13 protein-coding genes are annotated in these 22,233 nt (G+C 40.2%); all 13 read right to left on the reverse strand.

What is annotated here, in order from left to right; all coding sequences use genetic code 11:
* Positions 1-485: 485 nt before the first annotated feature.
* Complete coding sequence (locus EHW67_RS08925) at positions 486-2,189, reverse strand: RagB/SusD family nutrient uptake outer membrane protein (RefSeq protein ID WP_126162027.1); 1,704 nt, start codon at positions 2,187-2,189, stop codon at positions 486-488.
* Between the two features lie 63 nt (positions 2,190-2,252).
* Positions 2,253-5,459: a SusC/RagA family TonB-linked outer membrane protein gene (locus tag EHW67_RS08930; protein WP_126162028.1), complete on the reverse strand. Its 3,207-nt coding sequence runs from the start codon at positions 5,457-5,459 to the stop codon at positions 2,253-2,255.
* Between the two features lie 594 nt (positions 5,460-6,053).
* On the reverse strand, positions 6,054-7,538 hold the full coding sequence (locus tag EHW67_RS08935; RefSeq protein WP_126162029.1) for a sulfatase-like hydrolase/transferase: 1,485 nt from the start codon (positions 7,536-7,538) through the stop codon (positions 6,054-6,056).
* Positions 7,539-7,591: 53 nt separating this feature from the next.
* The gene (locus tag EHW67_RS08940) at positions 7,592-9,238 is read right to left on the reverse strand and encodes a sulfatase (RefSeq protein WP_126162030.1); all 1,647 of its coding nucleotides are present in this window, start codon (positions 9,236-9,238) and stop codon (positions 7,592-7,594) included.
* A gap of 24 nt (positions 9,239-9,262) precedes the next feature.
* Positions 9,263-11,365 carry a glycoside hydrolase family 127 protein gene (locus tag EHW67_RS08945; protein ID WP_126162031.1) on the reverse strand — a complete coding sequence of 701 codons (2,103 nt, stop codon included), beginning with the start codon at positions 11,363-11,365 and terminating at the stop codon, positions 9,263-9,265.
* A 27-nt stretch (positions 11,366-11,392) separates the two neighbouring features.
* Entirely contained in the window at positions 11,393-12,787 is a 1,395-nt protein-coding gene (locus EHW67_RS08950) for a sulfatase (protein WP_126162032.1), read from the reverse strand.
* 461 nt (positions 12,788-13,248) lie between these two features.
* Complete coding sequence (locus tag EHW67_RS08955) at positions 13,249-15,336, reverse strand: DUF5696 domain-containing protein (protein ID WP_126162033.1); 2,088 nt, start codon at positions 15,334-15,336, stop codon at positions 13,249-13,251.
* Positions 15,337-15,419: 83 nt separating this feature from the next.
* Positions 15,420-16,061, reverse strand: a complete 642-nt coding sequence (locus EHW67_RS08960; RefSeq protein ID WP_126162034.1) for a bifunctional 4-hydroxy-2-oxoglutarate aldolase/2-dehydro-3-deoxy-phosphogluconate aldolase — start codon at positions 16,059-16,061, stop codon at positions 15,420-15,422.
* Positions 16,051-17,004 (reverse strand): 2-dehydro-3-deoxygalactonokinase, encoded by a 954-nt coding sequence (locus tag EHW67_RS08965; protein ID WP_126162035.1) that lies wholly within the window; start codon positions 17,002-17,004, stop codon positions 16,051-16,053. Before EHW67_RS08965 ends, EHW67_RS08960 begins: the two co-directional genes overlap by 11 nt.
* A 5-nt stretch (positions 17,005-17,009) precedes the next feature.
* Positions 17,010-18,455, reverse strand: a complete 1,446-nt coding sequence (locus EHW67_RS08970; protein WP_126162036.1) for an aldehyde dehydrogenase family protein — start codon at positions 18,453-18,455, stop codon at positions 17,010-17,012.
* Positions 18,427-19,608 carry a mandelate racemase/muconate lactonizing enzyme family protein gene (locus EHW67_RS08975; RefSeq protein ID WP_238389876.1) on the reverse strand — a complete coding sequence of 394 codons (1,182 nt, stop codon included), beginning with the start codon at positions 19,606-19,608 and terminating at the stop codon, positions 18,427-18,429. Before EHW67_RS08975 ends, EHW67_RS08970 begins: the two co-directional genes overlap by 29 nt.
* Positions 19,609-19,636: 28 nt before the next feature.
* Positions 19,637-20,644, reverse strand: coding sequence for an L-rhamnose/proton symporter RhaT (locus tag EHW67_RS08980; protein ID WP_126162037.1), 1,008 nt, complete (start codon positions 20,642-20,644; stop codon positions 19,637-19,639).
* Between the two features lie 239 nt (positions 20,645-20,883).
* The gene (locus EHW67_RS08985) at positions 20,884-22,182 is read right to left on the reverse strand and encodes a GntP family permease (protein ID WP_126162038.1); all 1,299 of its coding nucleotides are present in this window, start codon (positions 22,180-22,182) and stop codon (positions 20,884-20,886) included.
* Positions 22,183-22,233 lie beyond the last annotated feature (51 nt).

Below are 22,233 nucleotides of genomic sequence, written 5' to 3' on the forward strand. Positions count from 1 at the left end.
GGGTTTTATAGGGAATACAAGCAAAGGTGCCAGATTTAAGTTAGGCCGATTTAAAAATTTGCGCACTCATCAAACTTAATTTTAGTGGAAAGGAAATGGCTTATTTATTGGGTATCTCATTAGGGAGCGTGCATGTGGCTCGGCACCGTTTAAGAAAAAAAATGAATATAGGACGAAAAATAAACCTCTCAAGTTACATCAATTCCATATAGCCACCACTGCTTACTTATGGCCAACTAGATATAAATACATACCAAATCAAATTTTTTACGCCCTGGGACAGCAAAGCAGCCCAAGCTCCACATATAGGATAACACAACCACATTAACAATATATTCTTGAAAACCACCTCAATTTTTTACAACAAAAAAGCCATCCAAATCATGGATGGCCTTTTAACTAACTCAACTAAAACTAATTATCTATTCTATGTTTTTCCCAAATGAAAATGAAAACCTTATTATCACTTGGGTTCTAACTATTTATTAATAGCCGTCATTCTGAACCATAGAAGGCGCTTTTTCTACTTCTGAAGCGGGAATTGGCAAATAATATTGACGCTCAAACCATGGTCTAGTGACAACGGTATACTCTTCGTTGGACACCGTACCATCTGCAGCTTTGGTCCACTTAAGTCCCTTTACATCAAAGCCTAAATGTTCTTCGTTCATCCAACGTCTTTCATCAAAGAAATTATGCCCCTCAAAAGCCAGTTCCACCCGTCTTTCTCTTTTAATATCCTCCAACAACTCGGGTCCTGAAGAAGTAATCGTAGGCTGAAGCGCCCTTGTAGATACCTTACTAACAAATTCGCGGGCAATACCCTCTTCTCCCAAATGGTACTGTGCCTCTGCATAGTTTAAATAAATTTCCGCCAATCTATAGAGAATATAGGGACGATTTGGGGAAACATCGGTCAATCCTACGCTTTCATCTTGGAATTTTCTAATATTATATCCAGTTTTAGAGGAATGCCCCGTATTGCCCAATCCTTGAGGTGAATCCAATCCATGGGGAAAGGCATCAACATCCTCTGACAAATAATATTGGACGTCACGACCTCTAAATTGTGCACCATTAAAATTAAGATCTGCATAGTACCTAATTTCTCTATTTTCATTAGGATTGGCTGGGTCATAGCCCCCCTCTGAAGTACTTGTTCCATCGGCCATATTATACAATAGTGCGAAATTATGGTTGGGGGAAGACAATGCCCAGCCACCATATCCACTAGGGGCCTGGGTCTGATTCCAAAGCGAATTGGCGTCCGTTCCAAAATCATAATAAGCGGCACTATATGCTCTAGCAAAAAGTATATCCTGATTAGGTGACAAAAATAAATTATGATACTCGGTCGCATCCGCTACAGGAATAAGATCACGTGCACCTACAATATCTATAACTGCTTTGGCTGCATCGGCTGCATCTTGCCATTTTGTTGATTTGGTATAATCGTACAAAGGCCCGCTTGGCGAAGTACTTGGATCATGCAATTCACTTGCAGCATACAATAATACCCTAGATTTTACGGCCATGGCTGCCAATTTGGTGGCCCTACCAAATTCGCTATCAGGGCGGGATTCTGGCAACACCGCAATGGCTTCATCCAATTCCTTTACAATAAAGTCTACACATTCCTCATAACTGTTACGTACCAAATCAAAATTATCATCCAGTCCCAAGGCGTTTTCCAAAATTGGAACCCCTCCATAATACTTTATAAGTTTAGCATATATATTGGCCCGTAAAAACTTCATTTCTGCTTTGAGAAGATTCACTTTCTCCGGATCGGTTTGCATAGCCTCAGAATCATCTATTTTGTCCAAAAACTCATTGGCCAGTCGAACGTAATCCCAGTAATTTCTCCATTTCTGTTGCAAAACACCCACATTACTGGGTGTCCAACCTGCTCTAAGCCTTAGTTGGTCCAAATCGTTGAAATTAAATCTTGCCTCAAAAGACCCCACTTCAATATTAAATCTTCTGGACCACCATTGAAATTTGTTCAACCCCCAACTCTCTGTACTATTATAAACAGGGTAGACCAGTCTTTCAACCTGCTCAGAGTCACTATAAATTAAGTCTTCAGCGAAGGCATCGGATGCCTCCGTATCCAACACATCCTCGCATCCGGCACCTACTACAAGGGCCAAAATTACCCATATATATGCTAATCTTAGATTTTTCATATCCTTATATTTTTTATTATCTTCTTACTATTCATTTCCATAAATTATTAATACAATACTTTCTTAAAAGCTAAAGTTAAGCCCCAAGGTATAGGTCTGTAACGATGGATAGGTACTCTGTCTAAAGTCATAATATCCATTGGCTTCTGGATCTAGACCTAAATCGGCAACCTCCGAGAACATCGTAAGAATATTGTAACCTCTTAAAAACACTTTTAAATCTCCAAGTTTAATATCTTCCTTGTGAAAGGTATATCCCAATTCCACTTGTTTCAATCTCACAAAGGAAGCATCGTGAAGCCAAAGATCTGCTCCTTCAAAATTGGCAACATTACCACTCTGGTTAGTACTATAATTATCTCCTGTATTGTAGGCTCTAGGATATCTGGCATTTCTGTTCTCCGGGGTCCACCTTTCATTAAAAAGAAAATCGGGACGGGCACCTGGGCGTTCAAAGAAAATCAACATTTCAGCCTCGGCCTGTCCTTGGAAAAGGAAACTAAAGTCGAAATTCTTGTAATTAAAGCCTCCGAAAACACCAAACTGAATTTCAGGAACATTGGAAGAATAAGCCCTGACCCTATCATTGGCATCTATTGAACCATTTCCATCGGTATCCAAATAAATAGGTTCTCCTTCAATGGTTCCATCCAGTTTAACGGGAGTAGCATCAACCTGTGCCTGGTCACGAAATATTCCTGCAGTTGGATACGTAACGTAAGAATCCATGGAATGCCCTTCTCTTTTTCTCCATTCAGGAACATCGGCCGCCTCAGCCAAATAGACCACTTCGTTCTTCGCTTGGGTGAAATTGGCTCCAAAATTATAACTAAAATTGTCATTGATCTGGTCTCTCCATCCCAACTCCAGTTCAAGACCAAAATTATCTACTTTTCCAATGTTCTCGGCAGGCAAGGTAATACCTGCAGCATCTGGAATAGCAGCTGCACGAGTCACTAAAATATCCTCTCTGTTTTGATAGAAGTAATTGATGTCACCTGACAACTTATTGTTGAACAAAGTAAAATTAAGTCCGATATTCTTCATATAGGCCGTTTCCCAAGTAATATCAGGGTTTGGCACATTGGCACTTGTATAACCATTATAACTAACCCCTGGCGAACCAAAAACAGCATAATTAGGTTGTGCATTATTGGTTGGCCCTCCATAATTGTAACGGGTCAGGTACTGGAATGGCGCTATACGATCATTACCCATTTTGGCCCAAGAAGCTCTTAATTTAAGTGCATTTAACCATTCAACATTCTCCATAAACGACTCTTGATGTATTGCCCAAGAACCGGCAACACTGGGAAAAGTACCAAATCTTTTACCTGGCCCGAAATTACTGGAACCATCGTGTCTAAGTGTGAAGTCGATAAAATATTTTTTCTTGAAATCGTAAGAAAAGGAACCAAAATAATTTAGGCGACCCCATTCTTGTGATTCGCCGTAGGATTGTTGCCCATCATCACTCCCCGCAAATAATTCGGGATGATCATCTGTTGGAAAACCTCTTCGTTCTGCCCAGAAATTACGCTGGTTGGAAGTAGATTGTTCTATCCCCACAAAACTACTTATGGAATGATTATCCCCTAAGACTTTGGAATAATACAATGTAGCGTTTAGCAACAGTTCATCATATTTCCAAAAACTTTCACGTAAGGTTCGTTGTCTACCTTGACCCTGTGCAAAGCCTTGGGATGGAATATACTCTCCAGAGCCTTCTTGAAAGGTGTACACGGTCCATGGGGTATACCATGATTTAATATCATTGTTCATTCTAGTAACACCCGCAAAACCTTTGGCCCTTAAACCATCTATTAAATTGTCCAACCTCCAATCGAAAGAAAATTTACCGCGAAGCTCATTGTCAATTCGCTTAGTAAAACCAGACTCATTCGTAGACATAACATAAGGATTCGCTCCATTTTCACCACCCCATCCAGGCAAACCATTGGGATAAATACCTACTTCGGTAGGCTGATTGGTATTAATTCTACCATATATTTCACTCTCGCTTACCCCTGGCTGATTTCTATCTCCGAATCTACCGGATAGATCTACTCCAATTGTAAAATTATCAGTTAAATCAATATCGATATTGGAACGCACCTGTTTTTGCCTAAAATTCAAATCTCCTGAATGGTACATCCCCACTTGATCCACTATGTCTCCACTTACAAAATAGTTTACGTGTTCACTACCACCCGAAATAGAAAGTGAATTTCTGGACTCCGGTGAAGTTTTGGCAAAAGTAAGATCGGCCCAATCCGTATTTGGGTAATTGATAGGATCAGTGCCGGAAGCATAATTGTTAATATCCTCCTGGGTGTAAGGCAGAGGGGTCCCGTTTCTTTCCGCTATTTCATTGTTATAAATTGCATATTCCTCAGATGACATTAAATCTGGTGTGGCAGAAAAACTAGATACGTTATAGGATGAACTAAAATTAATACTAGGCTTACCTGATTTACCCCTTTTAGTTGTTATCAATATAACTCCGTTAGCTGCCCTTGCTCCGTATATGGCCGCGGCCCCATCTTTTAAGACCGTCAAGGATTCTATATCCTGTGGTGCCAAATGTGAAAAACTGCTAGCGGTAATACCATCTATAAGGATTAAGGGGGAGTTATTGTTTAGGGTAGACTTACCTCTAATCAAAAGCGTAATATCATTACCATCAGTGGATCCGGGCAATCCTCCCCTATCCGAGATAATTAAACCTGGTACTCTACCAGAAAGAGATTTGGCCAGATCCTTATTCCCAGCCTTTTCTATTTCCTTAGAACTTACTGTGCTTACCGAACCCGTTAGTTCTCCCTTCTTTCTTGTGGTATACCCCAATACAACCACCTCATCCAACTCCGATGTATCCTCGGTTAAAATTACATTCAATACAGTATTGGAACCTACAGGAATTTCTTGTGTTTTATAACCTAAATAAGAAAACACCAAAACTGCAGAATTATCGGCTACTTCTATGCTATAATTGCCATCGAAATCGGTAGTAGTTCCTTCTGCAGTACCTTTTATAACAATACTGACACCAGGTAATGGTCCCATAGCATCCGATACGCTACCAGTAATTGTTTGTTGTGTTTCTAGGGAAGAATAATTTCCTTCAACCTCGTTAAACCCTACCGTATTTGTAGAATGGTTCGCGTTTGCCGTAATTGTCAATAAAATAACAGCCGTTAAATTTAAAAAGTAAAACTTTTTAATTGGTGAGCCTTTGCTCCCTACATTGGTTAACCATTTAATTTTCATAAATTTGATTTAGTTAGAGTTAAACTTACCCCATACCTATGGGGTTTTACCTTTACCACATGCTGTGCATGAAATTTTAGAAGGGTGTTATAGCACTCTTCTTTTTGCTCTGCTCTATATTAGAACAGATAGGATATTCTTCCATTTACACCAGAAGACCATATACATTTATAATTTTCTCGGCATATTGCCAATCTAACAATCTTCAATACCTTTATACAAAAGAACTGTAAAATTAAGGGGGCACATTTGCGAAATTTAACCGTAGCTAGCACTATTTTACCCATAATGTAGTTTTTAAGAAAAAATAAAATAAAAGGAATAGTCGTCTACGATTAGACATGGGATTCAAAGCAAAAAAAGAACTAAAGGAGCAATACATTTAAGATGTTTACAGATCTTAAATGCTTATAAAAATTAGGGCAATCTATTTTATAAAGACCAAAAAATAAGGCGGATTGGATACTATTAACTATTAACCCAATTGGCCTTTACTGTACTTGAGTAAATTTATGTTGAACTATATAAGCGCAATACAGTATCTCTACACCTATAGAAAATTAGCCAACCACGTTTAACCGTTCTTAAAACCTGCTAGCTTTTGTTTTTATAGGGGTGTGCAACCAACTTGGAAATTTCGAAGGTCTCATTATACCGTGGCATCCTACCATCGTTCCAATATTCTTGATCTTTAAGGGAATAAAACCATAATGGACGAACAAAGTCTTTGGTCCACCTTTCCGTTTCGGATACCATTTTCTGAAGAAGTTTAGGATATCTGCCACTTAAATTTTTCTTTTCGCCAATGTCCTCTTTTAAATTATGAAGTCTCCAGGGCTCATTGCCCATGCGGGTAATTTTCCAATCGCCTTTTCTGCCACCAACATCGGAATAGCCTTCGCGGTAGCGCAGCGCGAATATCATTTGGTCTTTATAGGCATCAGCACCGGTCAAAACATTGGCCATTATATCTTTCCCATCCAACTTCTTGTCATCGGCAACATTGGTTTTAGCCAATTGAACAAAAGTGGGATAAAGGTCCAAAGCCGATACAGGAAAATTAAAACGCTGGTTTCTTTTTACCTTTGCCGGCCAATGGAAGAACATTGGCACCCTAAAACCACCTTCCCAGGTATCACCTTTTGTCCCTTTAAGGGGGTAATTATTGGCACCGTGATCTGTATTGCCCCCATTATCACTCAAAAATACAATGAGTGTATTCTCATATTGATTTGTTTCTTTTAAGGTTTCTACAATTTGGCCCAATCCACGATCTACCGCATAAACCATGGCCGCATAAGTCTGTCTATCCCTGCTTTTTATATGAACAAATTTTTTAAGATCCTCAGCTTTCGCCTGCAAGGGTACGTGGGGTGCATTATAGGCCAAATAGATAAAAAATGGTTTCTTTTTTTCTTTGGCCGTTTTAATATCACGTATTGCTTCCCTGGAAAAAGCATCAGTCAGGTATTCTGTCTCTACCACATCCTTACCATTATGTTCCAGTGGTTTAAGATAATCCCTAATAGTTTTATTTCCCTTTTTCAATTGCTCGCGGTATGTTTTCTGATATTGCTCTGGAAAATATTCGTGGCCGCCTCCAAGAAAGCCATAAAAATTGTCGAAGCCCCTTCTATTGGGATGGTATTTGGGTGCTGCTCCTAAGTGCCATTTTCCAATAGCACTTGTATAATACCCCGCTTCTTGTAATACTTTGGACATATAGGTTTCTGCTATGGGAACACCCATATTATCCTTATCTTCCTCACTACTATTTTGAAATAAATTGTAGGCAGTCCCTGTAAAATGTGGATACCTGCCTGTCAGTATTGCAGAGCGACTTGGTCCACAAAAGGGGTGGGCCACATAGGCCGAAGTAAAAATAGTACCCCCATGGGCCAATTTATCCAATTCTGGGGTTTTAATATCAGTAGACCCGTTAAATCCTACATCATTATATCCTAAATCATCACATAAAACGACTAAAATATTTGGTCTGCTATCTTGTGCCATTCCAAAATTTGCGAGTAGCAAGACTACCATAATGAAAAGCCACTTTATTTCATTTAATATAATCATTGTAACAAGAATTATTTTTAACTATTCAATCTAAAATCCAAAGCCAAACACAATTAGGGTACTATAGCCAAATTTCCCTGCCACCCTTTATTGAACTGCGTTAAAAGTTCTTTCACTAACTCTGGATTACCTTCCGCGATATTTTTGGATTCCGAAGGGTCTTTCAGGTGATCATACAATTCAAAAAATATAGGTTCCGCATCGGGGTTTGTGTAATCTTTCCATACCACAAACCTGTACTTATTGGTACGCATGGCATATCCCATAAGACGATTTTCAAACAGTTCCCGATTCCATTTATCTCCTTGCTGGGCCTTTATACTTTCTTCCACTTCTTCTATTAAGGGACCAAATGAAGTTTCGCGCATTCCTTTTGATAAGGGATTGGCTGCCCATTCGCGTAAAGCGGGTGTTGGAAATTGACTAAAAACAGCCTTTTTCCATTCTCTACTTGGGGTGGTGAGTAAGGGAGCGAAACTCTGACCTTCTAGATGTGCTGGCAATGCAACACCTGCCAAATCACATAATGTGGGATACATATCCACTAGCTCAACCAAAGCATCAGTCTTCTTTCCACGCACAGTGTCCGGCATATTGGGGGTGGAAATAATCAAAGGCACACGGGTTGCAATTTCATAATTGGTAGCCTTGCCCCAAATACCCATATCTCCAAGATGCCATCCATGGTCACTCCAAAGTATAATGATGGTATTATCCCGAACACCTGCCTCATCCAAAGCTGATATCATACGACCTATCTGGGCATCTACATAACTTACACAAGCCAGATAAGCGTGCTTTAAATTAATAGCCAGTTCTTTATCTATATCTCCTTTTTTAGGAATACCGGCCCTTGCCCTTAATTCAAATGAAGCATGTAGCCCCATAGCGGCACCATCTTGGGGAGCTTCTTTATGCTCTGCCAATTTTATCTTTTCTTCATCGTATAGATCCCAATATTTCTTGGGAGCTACCCAATCCAGATGCGGTTTTTTCATTCCTAGACCCAAAAAAAATGGTTTATCCGGATTTTTTTGGAGCATATCATTCATGGTAGCAATGGCCAAGTCGGTATTATGACCGTCCTCGTATTGATTATCTGGATAATCTGCAAACTCATAGGCTGGTCCTTTTCCCAAACCGTTTCTCAAAGCATTCTCTCCGTACTTTGCTACCATGGCAGCTGCATTTTCTTTTTGCATCTCCCTATTTTTCGGAAGCTTAAATCCAAATTGCACCCTTGGACTATCTACCTTTACCGGTAGTCTGCTCCAAGAAAGTTTGCCGTCACCAAACTTTTTGTTATGGTATATTTTGCCTGTGTACACTGTTTCGTAGCCATTTTCCCAAAAATGCTGCGGCAAGGTTTTGATGTCCGGGTTTTGCTCTCGGAAGTAAGTAAAATTCTCTATTACCTTAATAGATTCCGGTCTAGCCCCAGTCATTAAGCTAGCTCTTGATGGACTACAGATGGCCTCCTGACAATATGCATTGTTGAACAATAAACCATTAGCGGCCAAGGCATCAATATTGGGTGATATAGCTATATCTGACCCGTAACAGCCTAATTCGGGACGCAGATCATCGATAGCTATAAACAGTATATTCGGCTTTTGTTTCAATGATTCTACGGTATCCCCTTTGGGTTTACAACCTAATACCAAAATAACAAATAAAAGTATGTATGCTTTGATTTTCATGGAATTTGCGCTACTAGTTAAATATTACCAAACAACTGGTAAAAACACAGTCATTTCTCCCTCTTCCCCGCCGTTTCTATTAGACCAGGCAAAATAGGGAACAAAGGTTGTTGAATAAGACTTCCATTCTGGTTTTTTAACCTTGTTATACATGCCTCCCTTCTTATCCTCCTCCTTTCGCAATAGCACCTCTCCGGTCAAGGAAGTAACCCCGCCCAGAAAATCTGGCTGATACTCCGCCTTTAGCTTTGACGGATCCCCCTTAATGTATACGTCTAAAATACTAGCTTCTTTTGGCAAATCGGCCGATTCCACGCAATACACAACCGGACCTCTTTGAATGGCGACTTGATTCCGAACTTCCTCAATGCGGTCGTTCCCCTCTACAAAATTGACATCCATAGGCATATTCAATTGTATAACATCCCCTTTTTTCCACGCTCGATTAATTGTTGCAAATTCACCTGGCACTACGGAAACATCCGCATCCGTACCATTTATGGTCAACGAAGCACCTTCCGCCCAATCTGGTATTCTCATCAACATGTTAAATGGGGATTCTTTAGATTCTTCAATTGTAATCTTAACAGCACCTTCCCAAGGATATTGGGTTTCTTGCGTTAATTTAATTTTGGAACCATCCAATAATTCAGTGTCCAGTACATTGCCTCCGTAGAGATTTACAGCAACACCATTATCGGCAAGACTATAGGCCCAACCGGAAGCCTGTGCAATGGTACGAACCAAGTTTGGAGGACAGCAGAAACAATCCAAGTAAGCTTGGCGCGTTGGGAATTCGGTATTCATTTTTTCATAATCCCTTGAGCCATGTATTACCCGTAACGGATTGGCATAGTAATATCTATCCCCTTCTATATTAATTCCTGAAAGTGCACTGTTGTACAATACCTTTTCCATGATGTCGGCATATTTGGATTCTCCATGCACACCTAACAAACGATAACTAAACATAGAATTGGTAATATTGGCACAGGTTTCGTTATAAGCCGTCATATTAGGCATCATATATTCGTCAATAAAACCTTCTTCAATCTTATCCCTGTTGGTAGAGGCTCCATAGTGCGTTTGTCCCACAGCTCCTGTTACATACATTTTTTTAAGGGTAACATTCATCCAAAGCTTGTCCAAGGCATCAATCAAGGCTTGTTCCCCTGTTTCCGCATAAACATCTGCCGCTCCTGCATAATAATAAAGTGCCAATACAGCGTGACCAACAGCTTCATCCGATTCACGAAGCGGGGTACGTTCCTGTACCATATCGCCAATTGGGTAGCCTTTTGTTTCTGGAGTTTCCGTAACAGGGTATTTACCGCGATTGTTTATGAATTGTTCGGCCAATTCCAAATATCTTTTATCCTTAGTAGTACGATACATTTCCACCAACCCCATAATCTGTGTCTGGTTAAATCCAAATCTACCATAGCGTTCATCATCGGTCATAAATAAGGAGTACAAAAGATCCGCATGTTTTACCGCAATATCCAGAAAGTTTGTTTGGCCTGTAATCCTGTAATGGATACAGGCACTCGTCATTAAATGTCCAGAATTATACATTTCGTGATATTTACGATTTTCATATCGGCTTAGATTATCCCTTAATTGGATCTGTGTTTGCAAATACCCATCCTCTTCCTGTGCTTTTCCGATGATATCGATGTATTCATCCAACTCTTTTAACAGCTTCTCATCTCCATTTTGTGCATAGACGTACATGGCCGATTCCATAAACTTGTAAAAATCCCCATCATGCCAGTGCATCCCTTTATGCTCCCCTTCTTTTAGGCCGGCGGCTATTTTGAAATTGTTTAGGGCATGACCAATTTCCCCTGTAAGCAAGCTGCGCATATAAGGAATCATTTTTTCCTCTGTTATTTTGAACTTATCTGCCCAAAACCCTTCTGTCCATTTACAGTCGCCCATGTTGATACTCCGCAATTTTACATGTGGACTATGGGTATTGTTTAATATACCCTGACCTTTATCCAAATTGGCTGCATAATCTTTATTATTGATTATTTCCTGTTGTGCCCCGGCAGCATCCACAGCCTTATCCTTACAGGAGAAGATCATTAATATACTACAGAAGACAATAGTTAACTTTCCCATTTTACTATATTATTTTAGTTATTTTATTTATTCAGATTTTTTGTTTGGCCAATAGGCATCCATACGACCTATATCCGCTTTTTCATAGCTCTTTTTCAGCAACCATCTCGGTCGTTCCAGAGTTGCTTCCCAAGCGAACATTTCTTTATACATTTCCTTAAACCTAACTGGTTCAGAAGCCGAAAGATCATTTAATTCCTTTTCATCATCCGGAAGGTAAAATAGCTGGGCAGGACGGTCCGGGAAACGCACCAATTTCCAGTCCCCTTTCCTCATGGCAGCCCGCGCATCGCGCTTCCAAAATAGCACCTCATGGGGGCGTCCTGTTTTTTCCCCATTTACATAAGGAACTATATCTACACCATCTATATCCTTTAACTCCTTAACTGCTCCCCCGGCCGCCGCATAAAAAGTAGGCAGAAGATCAAAGGTGCTGATTGGTAGGTCATAAGTAGTATTGGGCTTTAATTTTCCTGGCCATTTCATTAAAAAAGGAACCCGTATCCCTCCTTCCAAATGGGTAGATTTTATGCCACTAAATGGACTATTGTCCGATCCATTTTTATCCGAGGGACCACCATTATCATTGGTAAAGACCACGATGGTATTCTCCGCTATACCCAACTCTGACAATTTATCCATTATTTTACCCGCAGCCCTGTCCAGGGCCAAGGTCATGGCCGCCACTATTTTTCTATTGCCCATTAACTCTGGGAATTGTTTTAAATCCTCCTCCGTGGCATCCATTGGTGTGTGGACTGCATTAAAGGACAGAAAGGCAAAAAATGGTGTTTTGGACTTACTATTTCGCTCTATAAAGTCTAAGGACTCTTCAGCTAACACATCGGTCAAATATCCCTTATGTTCCTCATAATGGGCAAAGCCACGTTCCATTTTATTAAGCGATTCTTTTGGATCGGACTCATAAGGAAAGTAATCGCGTGCACCTCCCCGAAAACCATAAAACTCGTCAAAACCACGTTTAAGCGGGTGAAAGCGATCGGCTCCCCCTAAGTGCCATTTACCGTAGAAAGCCGTGGCATAGCCTTGTTTTTTAAGATAATCGGCCATGGTAATTTCTTGAACAGGAAGGCCCATTTCCGCCCCATCAGCTGCCGATACTGCGCTCATAAAACCAGGAACGTTGTTTTCTTCGTACCCAAATCTATATTGCGACTTGCCGGTCATAAGTCCAGCTCTCGATGGTCCGCAGGTAGGGTGTGTAACATAGGCCTGAGTAAACCGGACTCCTTGTTTGGCCAATTTATCCAAATTGGGCGTTTTCATTATTTTGCTACCCTGAAAACCAAAATCGGCGTATCCAGCATCATCCGCAAACAACAGCACAATATTAGGTGGCTCTTGGGCCAGGCCAACATGCACTGAAGAAATGATACTAATAAGTAGAAAAATATATTTCATATTATCCAAGATTAAAGGAAAGGCCATTATTCTTTTGGATTCCCTGTTTTTAAAATCTATCCAAGACAAATTAATCAAAATAAAGTCTCGAGGGATTAATGAAATTTACCTTAGGATAGCATTATTTTACCCCAATAGACCTAGTAATGGGACAGACTGAAGTATTTCAGTGGAATATTTTAATCCACTAACTCCAGTAATAGATGGGTACACATGTTGCGTTAGTCCGAACGTTTAGTGTCAAATCACGTCATTTCCGGCATAGGGTTATAATTTTTGAACTTTACCCTTTCTATTTTGTACTGACCTTTTTCGAATTCTGTATAATGAATCCTTCTGGCTTCGTAAACCCCTCCCCAGTATCTTTCTTCCTATGCTGGGATGCCCATTTGCCTACAAGCGTATTACATCTACACAGTATTATTTGTTTATTATAAATATAAGTTGACCCACATTTAAAATTAGTCTACAGTTAAGTTTACTTCAAAGTGGCCGCTTTTTACAGTTCCATCCTGCATAGTGATTCTATACCCATAACCCGGAATACTGATATTCCCTTCAATTATCTGTGCCACCGGTCCCAAATTGGCCACTACCTCCGTTCCACTTGAAAATTGGCTTCGCTGCACCTTAAAATCGGCGCTTAGATACTCATGGCTCAACAACTCGGAAAAGAAAGTTTCCTTATGCACCGGACTCACTAATTTTTGGGCCATTTTGATCATTGGCCTCATGCCTTCAAACTCATAGGGGGCAAAAAATATAGTGGTTCCCCTTCCGAACAGCATACTACGTAAGGTTTTTATCCTAAAATCACCATTAGCGGTAACCTCATTGTCCGGATCCTGTATCTTTCCAAAATTTGCAATGGCCTCGTGATATACCAAATTGAACAAGGGAGCGGGGTGTGAAATTACAGATAGAGGCCTATTTTCCAAATAGGTCATACCTTCAAACATATCAAAATAGGGAATCCATTGTTCCTGACCGTGTTCCGTACCGTTTACCAGATTAAAACTATCTATATATTTAGCCAACTCCAATCTGCCCTCCTTGCCATTTTCACGATAAGCCGCAAACGTTATATCTGTTATATCCGCTTCCAGGCCAAGATATGAGATTTCATTTTCAATATTTTTCTGGGCAAGGGATTTTTGAAATTTAGGATCTACACGGGCCCAGCGGCTCCCGGTATTCATGAGTTTCCCTTCCTCATCCCTCTGCATGAGCTCTGTAGTAAAATCGGGATCATTTTCCAACATTGGGGAATAGGCATGATAGGAAGAATACAAGTAACCATATGATTTTGCCAAGTCTACTGCAGCCTTTAATTTGGCCGGACCACCCAACTCCTCACTAATAGGGAAGTTGTGCGGCACAAAATTGGAGAAAGTTCCCCAAGCATGTATAAAAGCCTTATGGACCCCTAAATCCTCATGAATGCTTCTGATAGTCTCCTTTAATTCATCAAAAGTAAACGCCATCCCAGGCATGTTCACATAATGTGGGTATCCCCCATATATGCCAAAATAAATAGCTCCTGGCAATTTATTTACATTAGGATTTCTAGCAAGCTTATCCTTGAGTGTTACAAAATAGCCCTTTTTAACAGCTTCCTTTTTATAAATTTTCGCCATATCCACATAATCCCCTTCAGGAATAAAGTGGTAGTCAATGGCCATTTTCCCATCATCTACGTTTAATTTCCAAATAGGGTCCAAAAAAACGATTCGTCGATAGGGCGACATCTCCCCTTTTGGATTAAATAGATATTGCCCATTATTGTTAATATTATACATCATATCAGGCCTTGAGTTTTCTTCCAAAATACCTACAACGGCCGATTTTTCATTATAAGTTCCCCACCAAGGCATTGTTAATCCGGTACCATTATTGAACAATTGCAATGACCCTACTGATTTATTGTTATAGGTAGCGTCATCCCATTTACAAAAACGTCCACCATTCATAGGGAAAATATAAGATGGGCAAATTACCCCTTGTTTTTGCGGAATTACTGCCGCTCCTTTATCTTCATCCGTCTTAAGACTAAACTGTCTAGCTGGATAACGCAAATCCAGTAACTTATAACTCCCCCCTTGATGCTCGGCAATCTGCACGTTTAAAATCCCCCCACTTTGATCCAATTTCAATTGAGTCCCGATACGGACACCCTTGGCCACGGTCCCATTTTCAAGAACCGGGTCTATAAATTTTATCTTTACTGTTTCTGCATCTTTTTTGAAAACCTCTATATTTTTGCTTTTAGAAAGATTAACGGTCTGCTTTTTACCTTTCGCATCCGTCAAGTTAAGCAGGCCTGCTGCGTTTTCCCAAGGATCGGATCCCCATACTTGACCAGTTTTTTTCTCCAGCACCGAAAAACAACCACTCGCAGAATTAACGGTCACCTTAACAGCGGCGTTTTCCAACACAACTGGATCTACCTGAGCGGTGTTAAAAGATATATTGCCATTACTGGCTAAACCCGTAAAAATTACAAACTGAAAGATTGTAAATAAGCTCCCTATTACTTTTGATCTCTTCATAATACTATATTTTTTTGGTATTATTGCCCCTTCAAGGTATAATGCTATAACCTGGCAATTTTGTTAGACTTTTACTATCGTTTTTAAGATTCCTTTACTTCCATTCTTACTTTTTCAAAATGATCAGCAAGGCCTTCAAAATCCCTTTTCTCCATTAACTTTTTGTCGAAGAGCGAACTGCCCATGCCCACGCCTACTGCCCCAGCCTCAAAAAAGGACTTAATATTCTCTAAAGAAACACCCCCAGTCGGTAAAAGTTTAATATTGTTTAGCGGAGCTGATATGTCCTTTATAAATTGAACTCCAAGTTGGGTAGCAGGAAAGATCTTAACCGCTGATGCCCCTAGGTGCCAGGCTCTGTAAATTTCTGTGGGGGAATATGCTCCAGGGAAAATTGGCACCTCTTGAGCCACAGCTGTTTTGATAACCTCTTCATCTATAATAGGAGTCACAATAAACTGGGCACCTGCTTCCACGGCCCTATTGTAATCTTCCATATTGCAGACCGTACCAGCTCCCACATTAAGGCTCTGAAATTCGTTCCTTAGATTTGAGATAATTTCAGTGGCTGCTGAGGTATTCATGGTGATTTCAATAGTATGCAAACCTGCCTTGAGATAGGCCTTGGCTACATCCCGCATAACATCCATTGATACTCCCCGTACAATACCCACTATTGGAGACTCATTGTACAATTCCCAGGAAAATGATTTTTTATTTAACATGTTTTTCTAAAATTTTTCTCTGACCGACCAGTAGGGCCGTTTCTATCAATTGTGGCTCTAAACAAACTATTCGATCCAACGGGAGGAAGCATTTTAAAGCCAATTGATACAGTTGGTTTTGTATTCCAGTAACCGCCAAGTAAACCGTTTCACTTCTATACTTCAAATAGCCCAACTCTGCACCTATTAACAATCCAGATAAATAATAATAGTTTTCCTTACTTGGAGTTTTATGTATCAAACTATTTGCCCTGATTGAAAAAAACGATGCCATCTGTTGATTTGCAACTCCTTTTTTAACTCCTTTCACAAAAACATCCTTAAATGATGGGCTCCACTCCACTTGGTCCAGAGAGGTCGATAAAATACTGTGTTTCCCTAGCATCTCAAATAATTCCCCGGTCATATAGGTTGTGAAATCTATAAAGTGCCCCGTATCAAATTGGACATGTTTACTATGGGTTCCGGGCAACAATAGAATCCCCTTCTCCTGTTCAGGTAGGTAATCCGAAAGACCAATGGCCTGTATCTCTTCCCCTCGCATTACATCGCTATTGGTTCTGGCTCCGGAGATTAAAAGCAGATTTATACAATTGCCTATTCCAATCTTCTCGCTTTTTAGATCTTCCCCATTAAAGGCGATAGGCAATTCACAATACTCCAATTCCTGCATGCCTATGGAAGATGACAGCATTCCAGACGCCACTATATAGCCACTATCAGCTTCGTCCACATCCAGTTTTCCCAACTGTGCCAACAAATAATCTGCAAAAAAGGCCTGCTGGGACTGTTCATCCTGTTGTTTATACAACTGATAACACTTTTTAATCCCCATATTAGAACTGATTTCGGAAAGTACCGTTAATGAATGGGAATCCACCAAACGGAGTCTAAAATTGGATGTTCCCCAATCGCAGCTAATAAATTTTTCTGGTAGTCCCATGCTTCTTATAACGCTTTGGTTACCCTTTTTTTAATGAGATAATCATCTAGAGCGTATGTTGAACAATCTACTCCAATACCACTATTTTTAACACCGCCATGTGGTAAATAAATGTCGTATTTTACCCCATTCAATTGTACTTCACCAAAATCCAATTTATACGAGAAATAATTAAGTATATCATTATTGGATGAAAATACATAGGACGCCAAACCTGCATTGGTATCGTTAGCCAATGCCACAACTTCTTCTTTTGTAGAAAAAGGTACAATTATAGCTACCGGACCAAAAATCTCCTTTTGCAAAATTTTGGCATTTTGATCATTTAATTTAATGACCGTAGGTTCAAAATAATAACCAGGTCTATCAATTGGGTGTCCCCCATATAAAAGTTGTCCACCTTGAGCAACCGCCTCCTTAACAATGTTCTCAACTTTCTGTACAGATTGTTTATTGGTAAGAGGGCCCATGTCCGGGTGATTTTCCCTACCAAAACCAATAAGGGTATTTTTAAATTTGTTCACCATACCCTCAATAAATATATCGATCACGGAGTGGTGTACAAAAAAACGGTTCGGCGCAACGCATATTTGGCCAGTGTTCCCTGTTTTCAATGCGGCACCAATATTTATAGCCAGCTCCATATCAGCATCATCAAAAACGATAAAGGGAGCATTTCCCCCACATTCCATACTATATCTTTTAATAGAAGTTTTACTGCTTTGGCCAATGAGTTTTTGTGCTGTTTCTGTAGAGCCTATCATGGTAATCAATCTCGGTATTTTACTTTCGCAAAGGGGGATACCAACATCTTGGACATCACCACAAATAATATTAATTACACCTTTTGGAAAGTTAATTTCCTCACATAGTTCCCCAATAATATAGGCTGATAAAGGAGAAAACTCGGAAGGTTTCAAAATTATACTACATCCCGCCGCCAAAGCTGGCCCCAATTTAAAACCAAGGTTCAATAAAGGGAAATTATAGGCCAAAAAGGCAACGACCACTCCTAATGGTTGTGAAACGATTCGGTGCTCATGTGTGCCTTCTTTATCTTCTATGGCAATATCATGGCGTTGTTTTATTTCCTCAGAATAATACTTTAGGGAATTGGTGATACTAGTCATATCTTCTTCACTGCCTTCCCAGGTCTTCCCCATCTCATACATAATACTTTCACGGAGCAAGTCGCTATTTTCAAGCAGTGTATTCCTCAATTTTTCGATCCACCTTATCCGTACTTTCAATGGCAATTGAGACCATGATTCAAAACCTTTCTGTGCAGATTCCAGAGCACGTTCCGTATCGTCCCTCTGGGCCCATGCAATAGTGGCAATGGGTTTTTCATTTGCGGGACAAATAACTTCAAATGATTCGCCATTTGATGCTTTTATCAATTGCCCATCAATGTATAAATTTTTATTTCCGAATTTTAAGTTTTGTTCCATGATCCTGCGTTTCTTTATCTAAATAATTTTCCAATGCATCCATATCCACCTCTATTCCCAATCCAGGTAAGTCTGGCACCTGCAACAGACCGTCCTTGATTTGAATCTGGTGCTTGGTAACCTCATCACGTAAGGCATTTTCCGTTCTATCCAACTCCATAGTAGGTATCTCGTTATACATTCTTCCAGGGTTCTGATCTAGGTTCGCCACAAAATGAACTGCAGCACTAATGGCAATCCAGGTTCCCCAAGTATGGGGTACCACATCTTTATTGTACGCCTGTGCCAAAGTAGCTATCCTTTTGGCTTCGGTTAAACCACCAGCCGCACATATATCCGGCTGGGCAATATCTATACAATGGTTTTCCAGCAAGCGTTTAAAGCCAAATTTTAAATACTCACATTCCCCACCGGCTATTGGTATGGAAGTGTTTTCTCTAAGCCTTCGATACCCGTCATAGTCTTCTGGGGAAACGGGCTCCTCAAACCAGGAAATATCATATTTTTCAACTTTTCTAGCCAATTCAATGGCTTCCTTATAGCTGTAAGCGTGGTTGGAGTCGATCATCAATTTCATATCGGCCCCAATAGCTTTGCGGATCGCAGCCACATATTTAACATCCTCATCAATTCCTAGTCCCACCTTCATCTTAGTAGCTTTGAAACCTTGGGACTTATAAAGTAAGGCTTCTTCAATCAATTGCTCCTCCAGATTATCTACACGGGTAAAATATAGGCCAGTGGCATAAGGTTGAATAATAGGATTCTTAATACCCCCTAGCAACTTAGATACTGGTTGCTCAAATATTTTCCCTTTTAAATCCCAAAGTGCCACATCCAAAGCACTGATGGCAGCTTGGAGACAACCACTTCGGGCATAATCCATTGAACGCCGGTACATTTCTTGCCATAACACCTCATGGTCCAAAGCATTTTTGCCCATGATAAAAGGCTTAAAAAACTCTATTCCTGATTTAATAACATTTGCCGGACCATACCCCTCACCCCAACCGTAGGTACCATCCTCCAAGGTTATACGCACTAGGCAGATTTTCCTCGTGTCGTATTGCCACTGGGAGAAATAGAAGGGAGTGTCTAACTTATGGGTAATTACGAAGGGTTCTATCTTTGTTATCTTCATATCTAAATTCATATATTTCTTTTTAAAAAATAATCCAGTCCTAGTAATTGGCATATCCAAGTATGCAAATGGCAACAATTAACACAAACAAACCACCCAGCAATATCTTAAAAGACGTACCGGAATCCTTCCACTCACCGGCCCTGTAACCCCAAACATTACTGATAATAAGTGCTAGACCGAGTAAAATGGGCCAACCAATTACAGGACCTAAATCACCCATCAATGCTGCTCCCTGTCCGTATACGCCCAAGGCAGCGAACCAAAAAACACCTGCCAAAATGGCCCAGCCGTAAGCTTTTTTACTACCTGTTACCTTGAAGGAGTTCCATGAATTGTTTTGCACCAAACGAAAAATAGCATACCCTCCGTTCATCGCAAAAGCACCTAGAAGGACCACTACCCACGAAGCCAAACTGGCATTTTGTGTGCCTACTCCAAATTCATCAACAGCAGTTTGTGCTACTGGGGCCGCGTTTGCAAAACCTACATTTAGAAAGGCAGAGAGGACTCCAGAGGCCACGGCAATCAATACCCCCATTCCTATAGCCTTATTGTTGGATGAGTCACCTGCCCTTAGCTTGTCCCGTTTAACCCCTGCAACAGCTGTAATGGCAACCCCTACCAAAAGCAGGGCTACCCCTAAAAGAATAATTGGAAAGGAGGGTTGCGAAAAGGCGCCATCAATCTGAAATAAAGGAATTATAGACCCCATAGATGCGGCCAACCCCATAACAATACCATAGGTAATGGAAATTCCTGTTTTTTCCACGCTGACCCCAAAAAGAATACCGCCTATTCCCCAAAGAAAACCGTAAAATGCCGCTAACCATAAGGTAGTGCTATCGGTATGGGATATTACCCCTAACAAATCGGGTATCGCGATAAAGCCCCACAATACTGGAACCAATATCATAGCCACAAAGGCATGTACCAACCACCAGGCTTCCCATTTTAAGGGTGCCATGTATTTCATTCCCAATCCAAAAGTTCCCTGAAAAAAACTTGCAAAAATTACCAAGGTAATCGCTAAAAAATATGAGTCCATTTATGTATTTATTTAAACTTGTAAAAGATTTTTGGACTATGCCTTGAATCTTCCACTACAAAGAAAAATTAATATGAAGCTGAGGTGTAAATGGATTTTACCTAGGACTAACATTATTTTAACATGTCTCTAGTTTGCTGCAAAATATGTGAAGGTTCAACAATATGCAGTCACATATAACAAGGCCGGTTCACTTGTATCTATAAGAATTCATAAAAGCAACCAAGGTATGGTTGCAATTAACCCTGTAATAAATAAATAAAAAGGATTAAAAGACCTCCACTTAGGGAAACCACAGCGCTCAACAGACTAAATGTTTTAAGGAGTTTGGTAACCGAATAATCGTGAACCTCCTTAAACAACCAGAAAAAACTACTATTTACATGAATTATGCCTAAAGAACCTGCTCCAATGGCTGCTGCGGTGAAGGCGGGATCAAGAGTGCCATTGGAAACCAAAGGAGCGATGATAGATGCCGTTGTGATCAATGATACCGTAATAGAACCCGTGACCGTAGTAAACAAAAAGCTAAGTAAGAAAGGAATAACAATACCCATAGCCTCTATACTCCCTGATTCCCCAAACAAGGAATTAACTATCTCCGTATCCTTTATAACCTGTCCAAATGCACCTCCCGTTCCAGTAATTAAAATAACAATGGCAGATTTGGCTCCGGAGGTTTGAAAATATTTGTTCAGTGTAAGTGAAAAATTCTTGGTATCCATCAATGGCAAGGCAATAGCCACTCCGATCATCAAGGCCCAAACAGGATTTTCAACAAATTCGATAATAGGGTTATCACTGTGAAATATAGTGCCGATAGACATTAATATTAGGGGAACCAATAATGCCGCAAAAGGTAAAACCCTTTTAAAACCCGTTAACTGTTTTTTATCCTCAGAATCTATAGCAGATACGGAACCTGAATTGATATTCAAATATTTCTTGTTGAGCCATAACCAAATCATTCCGCCTGTTATAGCCCCAATTGCCACAAGTACATTAAAAGGGATAATATCCCCCAAACTAATTCCAAGAATGGCCGCAACCGCCAAAGGTCCAGGAGTAGGTGGAATTAACGCATGAGCTACAGTTAAACTCATAGCCAGTGACAATCCCAAGGTCAAAACAGAATGACCGGATTTTCTGGATAGCACCATTATAGTAGGCAGTAATGTTAAATACGCAACATCCATAAATACAGGTATCCCTATAAGAAACCCTATTATCGCCATACTCAATGGCAAGTATTTTACCCCAAATAAATTAATGATACTATCTGCAATAACATCGGCACCACCAGTTTCTGCCAGTATTTCGCCCAATAAGGTGCCGAATAAGATAATAAGACCTATCCATTTTAAGGTATTTCCAAAGCCGCTCAATAAACTATCCGTTACCATTGCAACCGAACCACCTGTGGCCAAACCCAATATAAGTCCACAAATAAGTAAAGCTGGAATAGGGTGCACCTTGAATACTGTAACCGATACAATTAACAGTATTATGCAGGAAAATAATATCAGAAGAGCGGTCATATGGAAGGCATTTGGTTATAAAATTGTAAGCTTTTGGCAACTTCAAAGTTA

This window comes from Arenibacter aquaticus (assembly GCF_003957295.1).
Lineage (GTDB): Bacteria > Bacteroidota > Bacteroidia > Flavobacteriales > Flavobacteriaceae > Arenibacter > Arenibacter aquaticus.

Coding starts and splice junctions, on each gene's coding strand:
- EHW67_RS08940 (WP_126162030.1), bottom strand. CDS start 9,238: ATGAAAATCAAAGCATACATACTTTTATTTGTTATTTTGGTATTAGGT.
- EHW67_RS08945 (WP_126162031.1), bottom strand. CDS start 11,365: ATGGGAAAGTTAACTATTGTCTTCTGTAGTATATTAATGATCTTCTCC.
- EHW67_RS08975 (WP_238389876.1), bottom strand. CDS start 19,608: ATGAATTTAGATATGAAGATAACAAAGATAGAACCCTTCGTAATTACC.
- EHW67_RS08935 (WP_126162029.1), bottom strand. CDS start 7,538: ATGATTATATTAAATGAAATAAAGTGGCTTTTCATTATGGTAGTCTTG.
- EHW67_RS08965 (WP_126162035.1), bottom strand. CDS start 17,004: ATGGGACTACCAGAAAAATTTATTAGCTGCGATTGGGGAACATCCAAT.
- EHW67_RS08985 (WP_126162038.1), bottom strand. CDS start 22,182: ATGACCGCTCTTCTGATATTATTTTCCTGCATAATACTGTTAATTGTA.
- EHW67_RS08955 (WP_126162033.1), bottom strand. CDS start 15,336: ATGAAGAGATCAAAAGTAATAGGGAGCTTATTTACAATCTTTCAGTTT.
- EHW67_RS08970 (WP_126162036.1), bottom strand. CDS start 18,455: ATGGAACAAAACTTAAAATTCGGAAATAAAAATTTATACATTGATGGG.
- EHW67_RS08925 (WP_126162027.1), bottom strand. CDS start 2,189: ATGAAAAATCTAAGATTAGCATATATATGGGTAATTTTGGCCCTTGTA.
- EHW67_RS08960 (WP_126162034.1), bottom strand. CDS start 16,061: ATGTTAAATAAAAAATCATTTTCCTGGGAATTGTACAATGAGTCTCCA.
- EHW67_RS08980 (WP_126162037.1), bottom strand. CDS start 20,644: ATGGACTCATATTTTTTAGCGATTACCTTGGTAATTTTTGCAAGTTTT.
- EHW67_RS08950 (WP_126162032.1), bottom strand. CDS start 12,787: ATGAAATATATTTTTCTACTTATTAGTATCATTTCTTCAGTGCATGTT.
- EHW67_RS08930 (WP_126162028.1), bottom strand. CDS start 5,459: ATGAAAATTAAATGGTTAACCAATGTAGGGAGCAAAGGCTCACCAATT.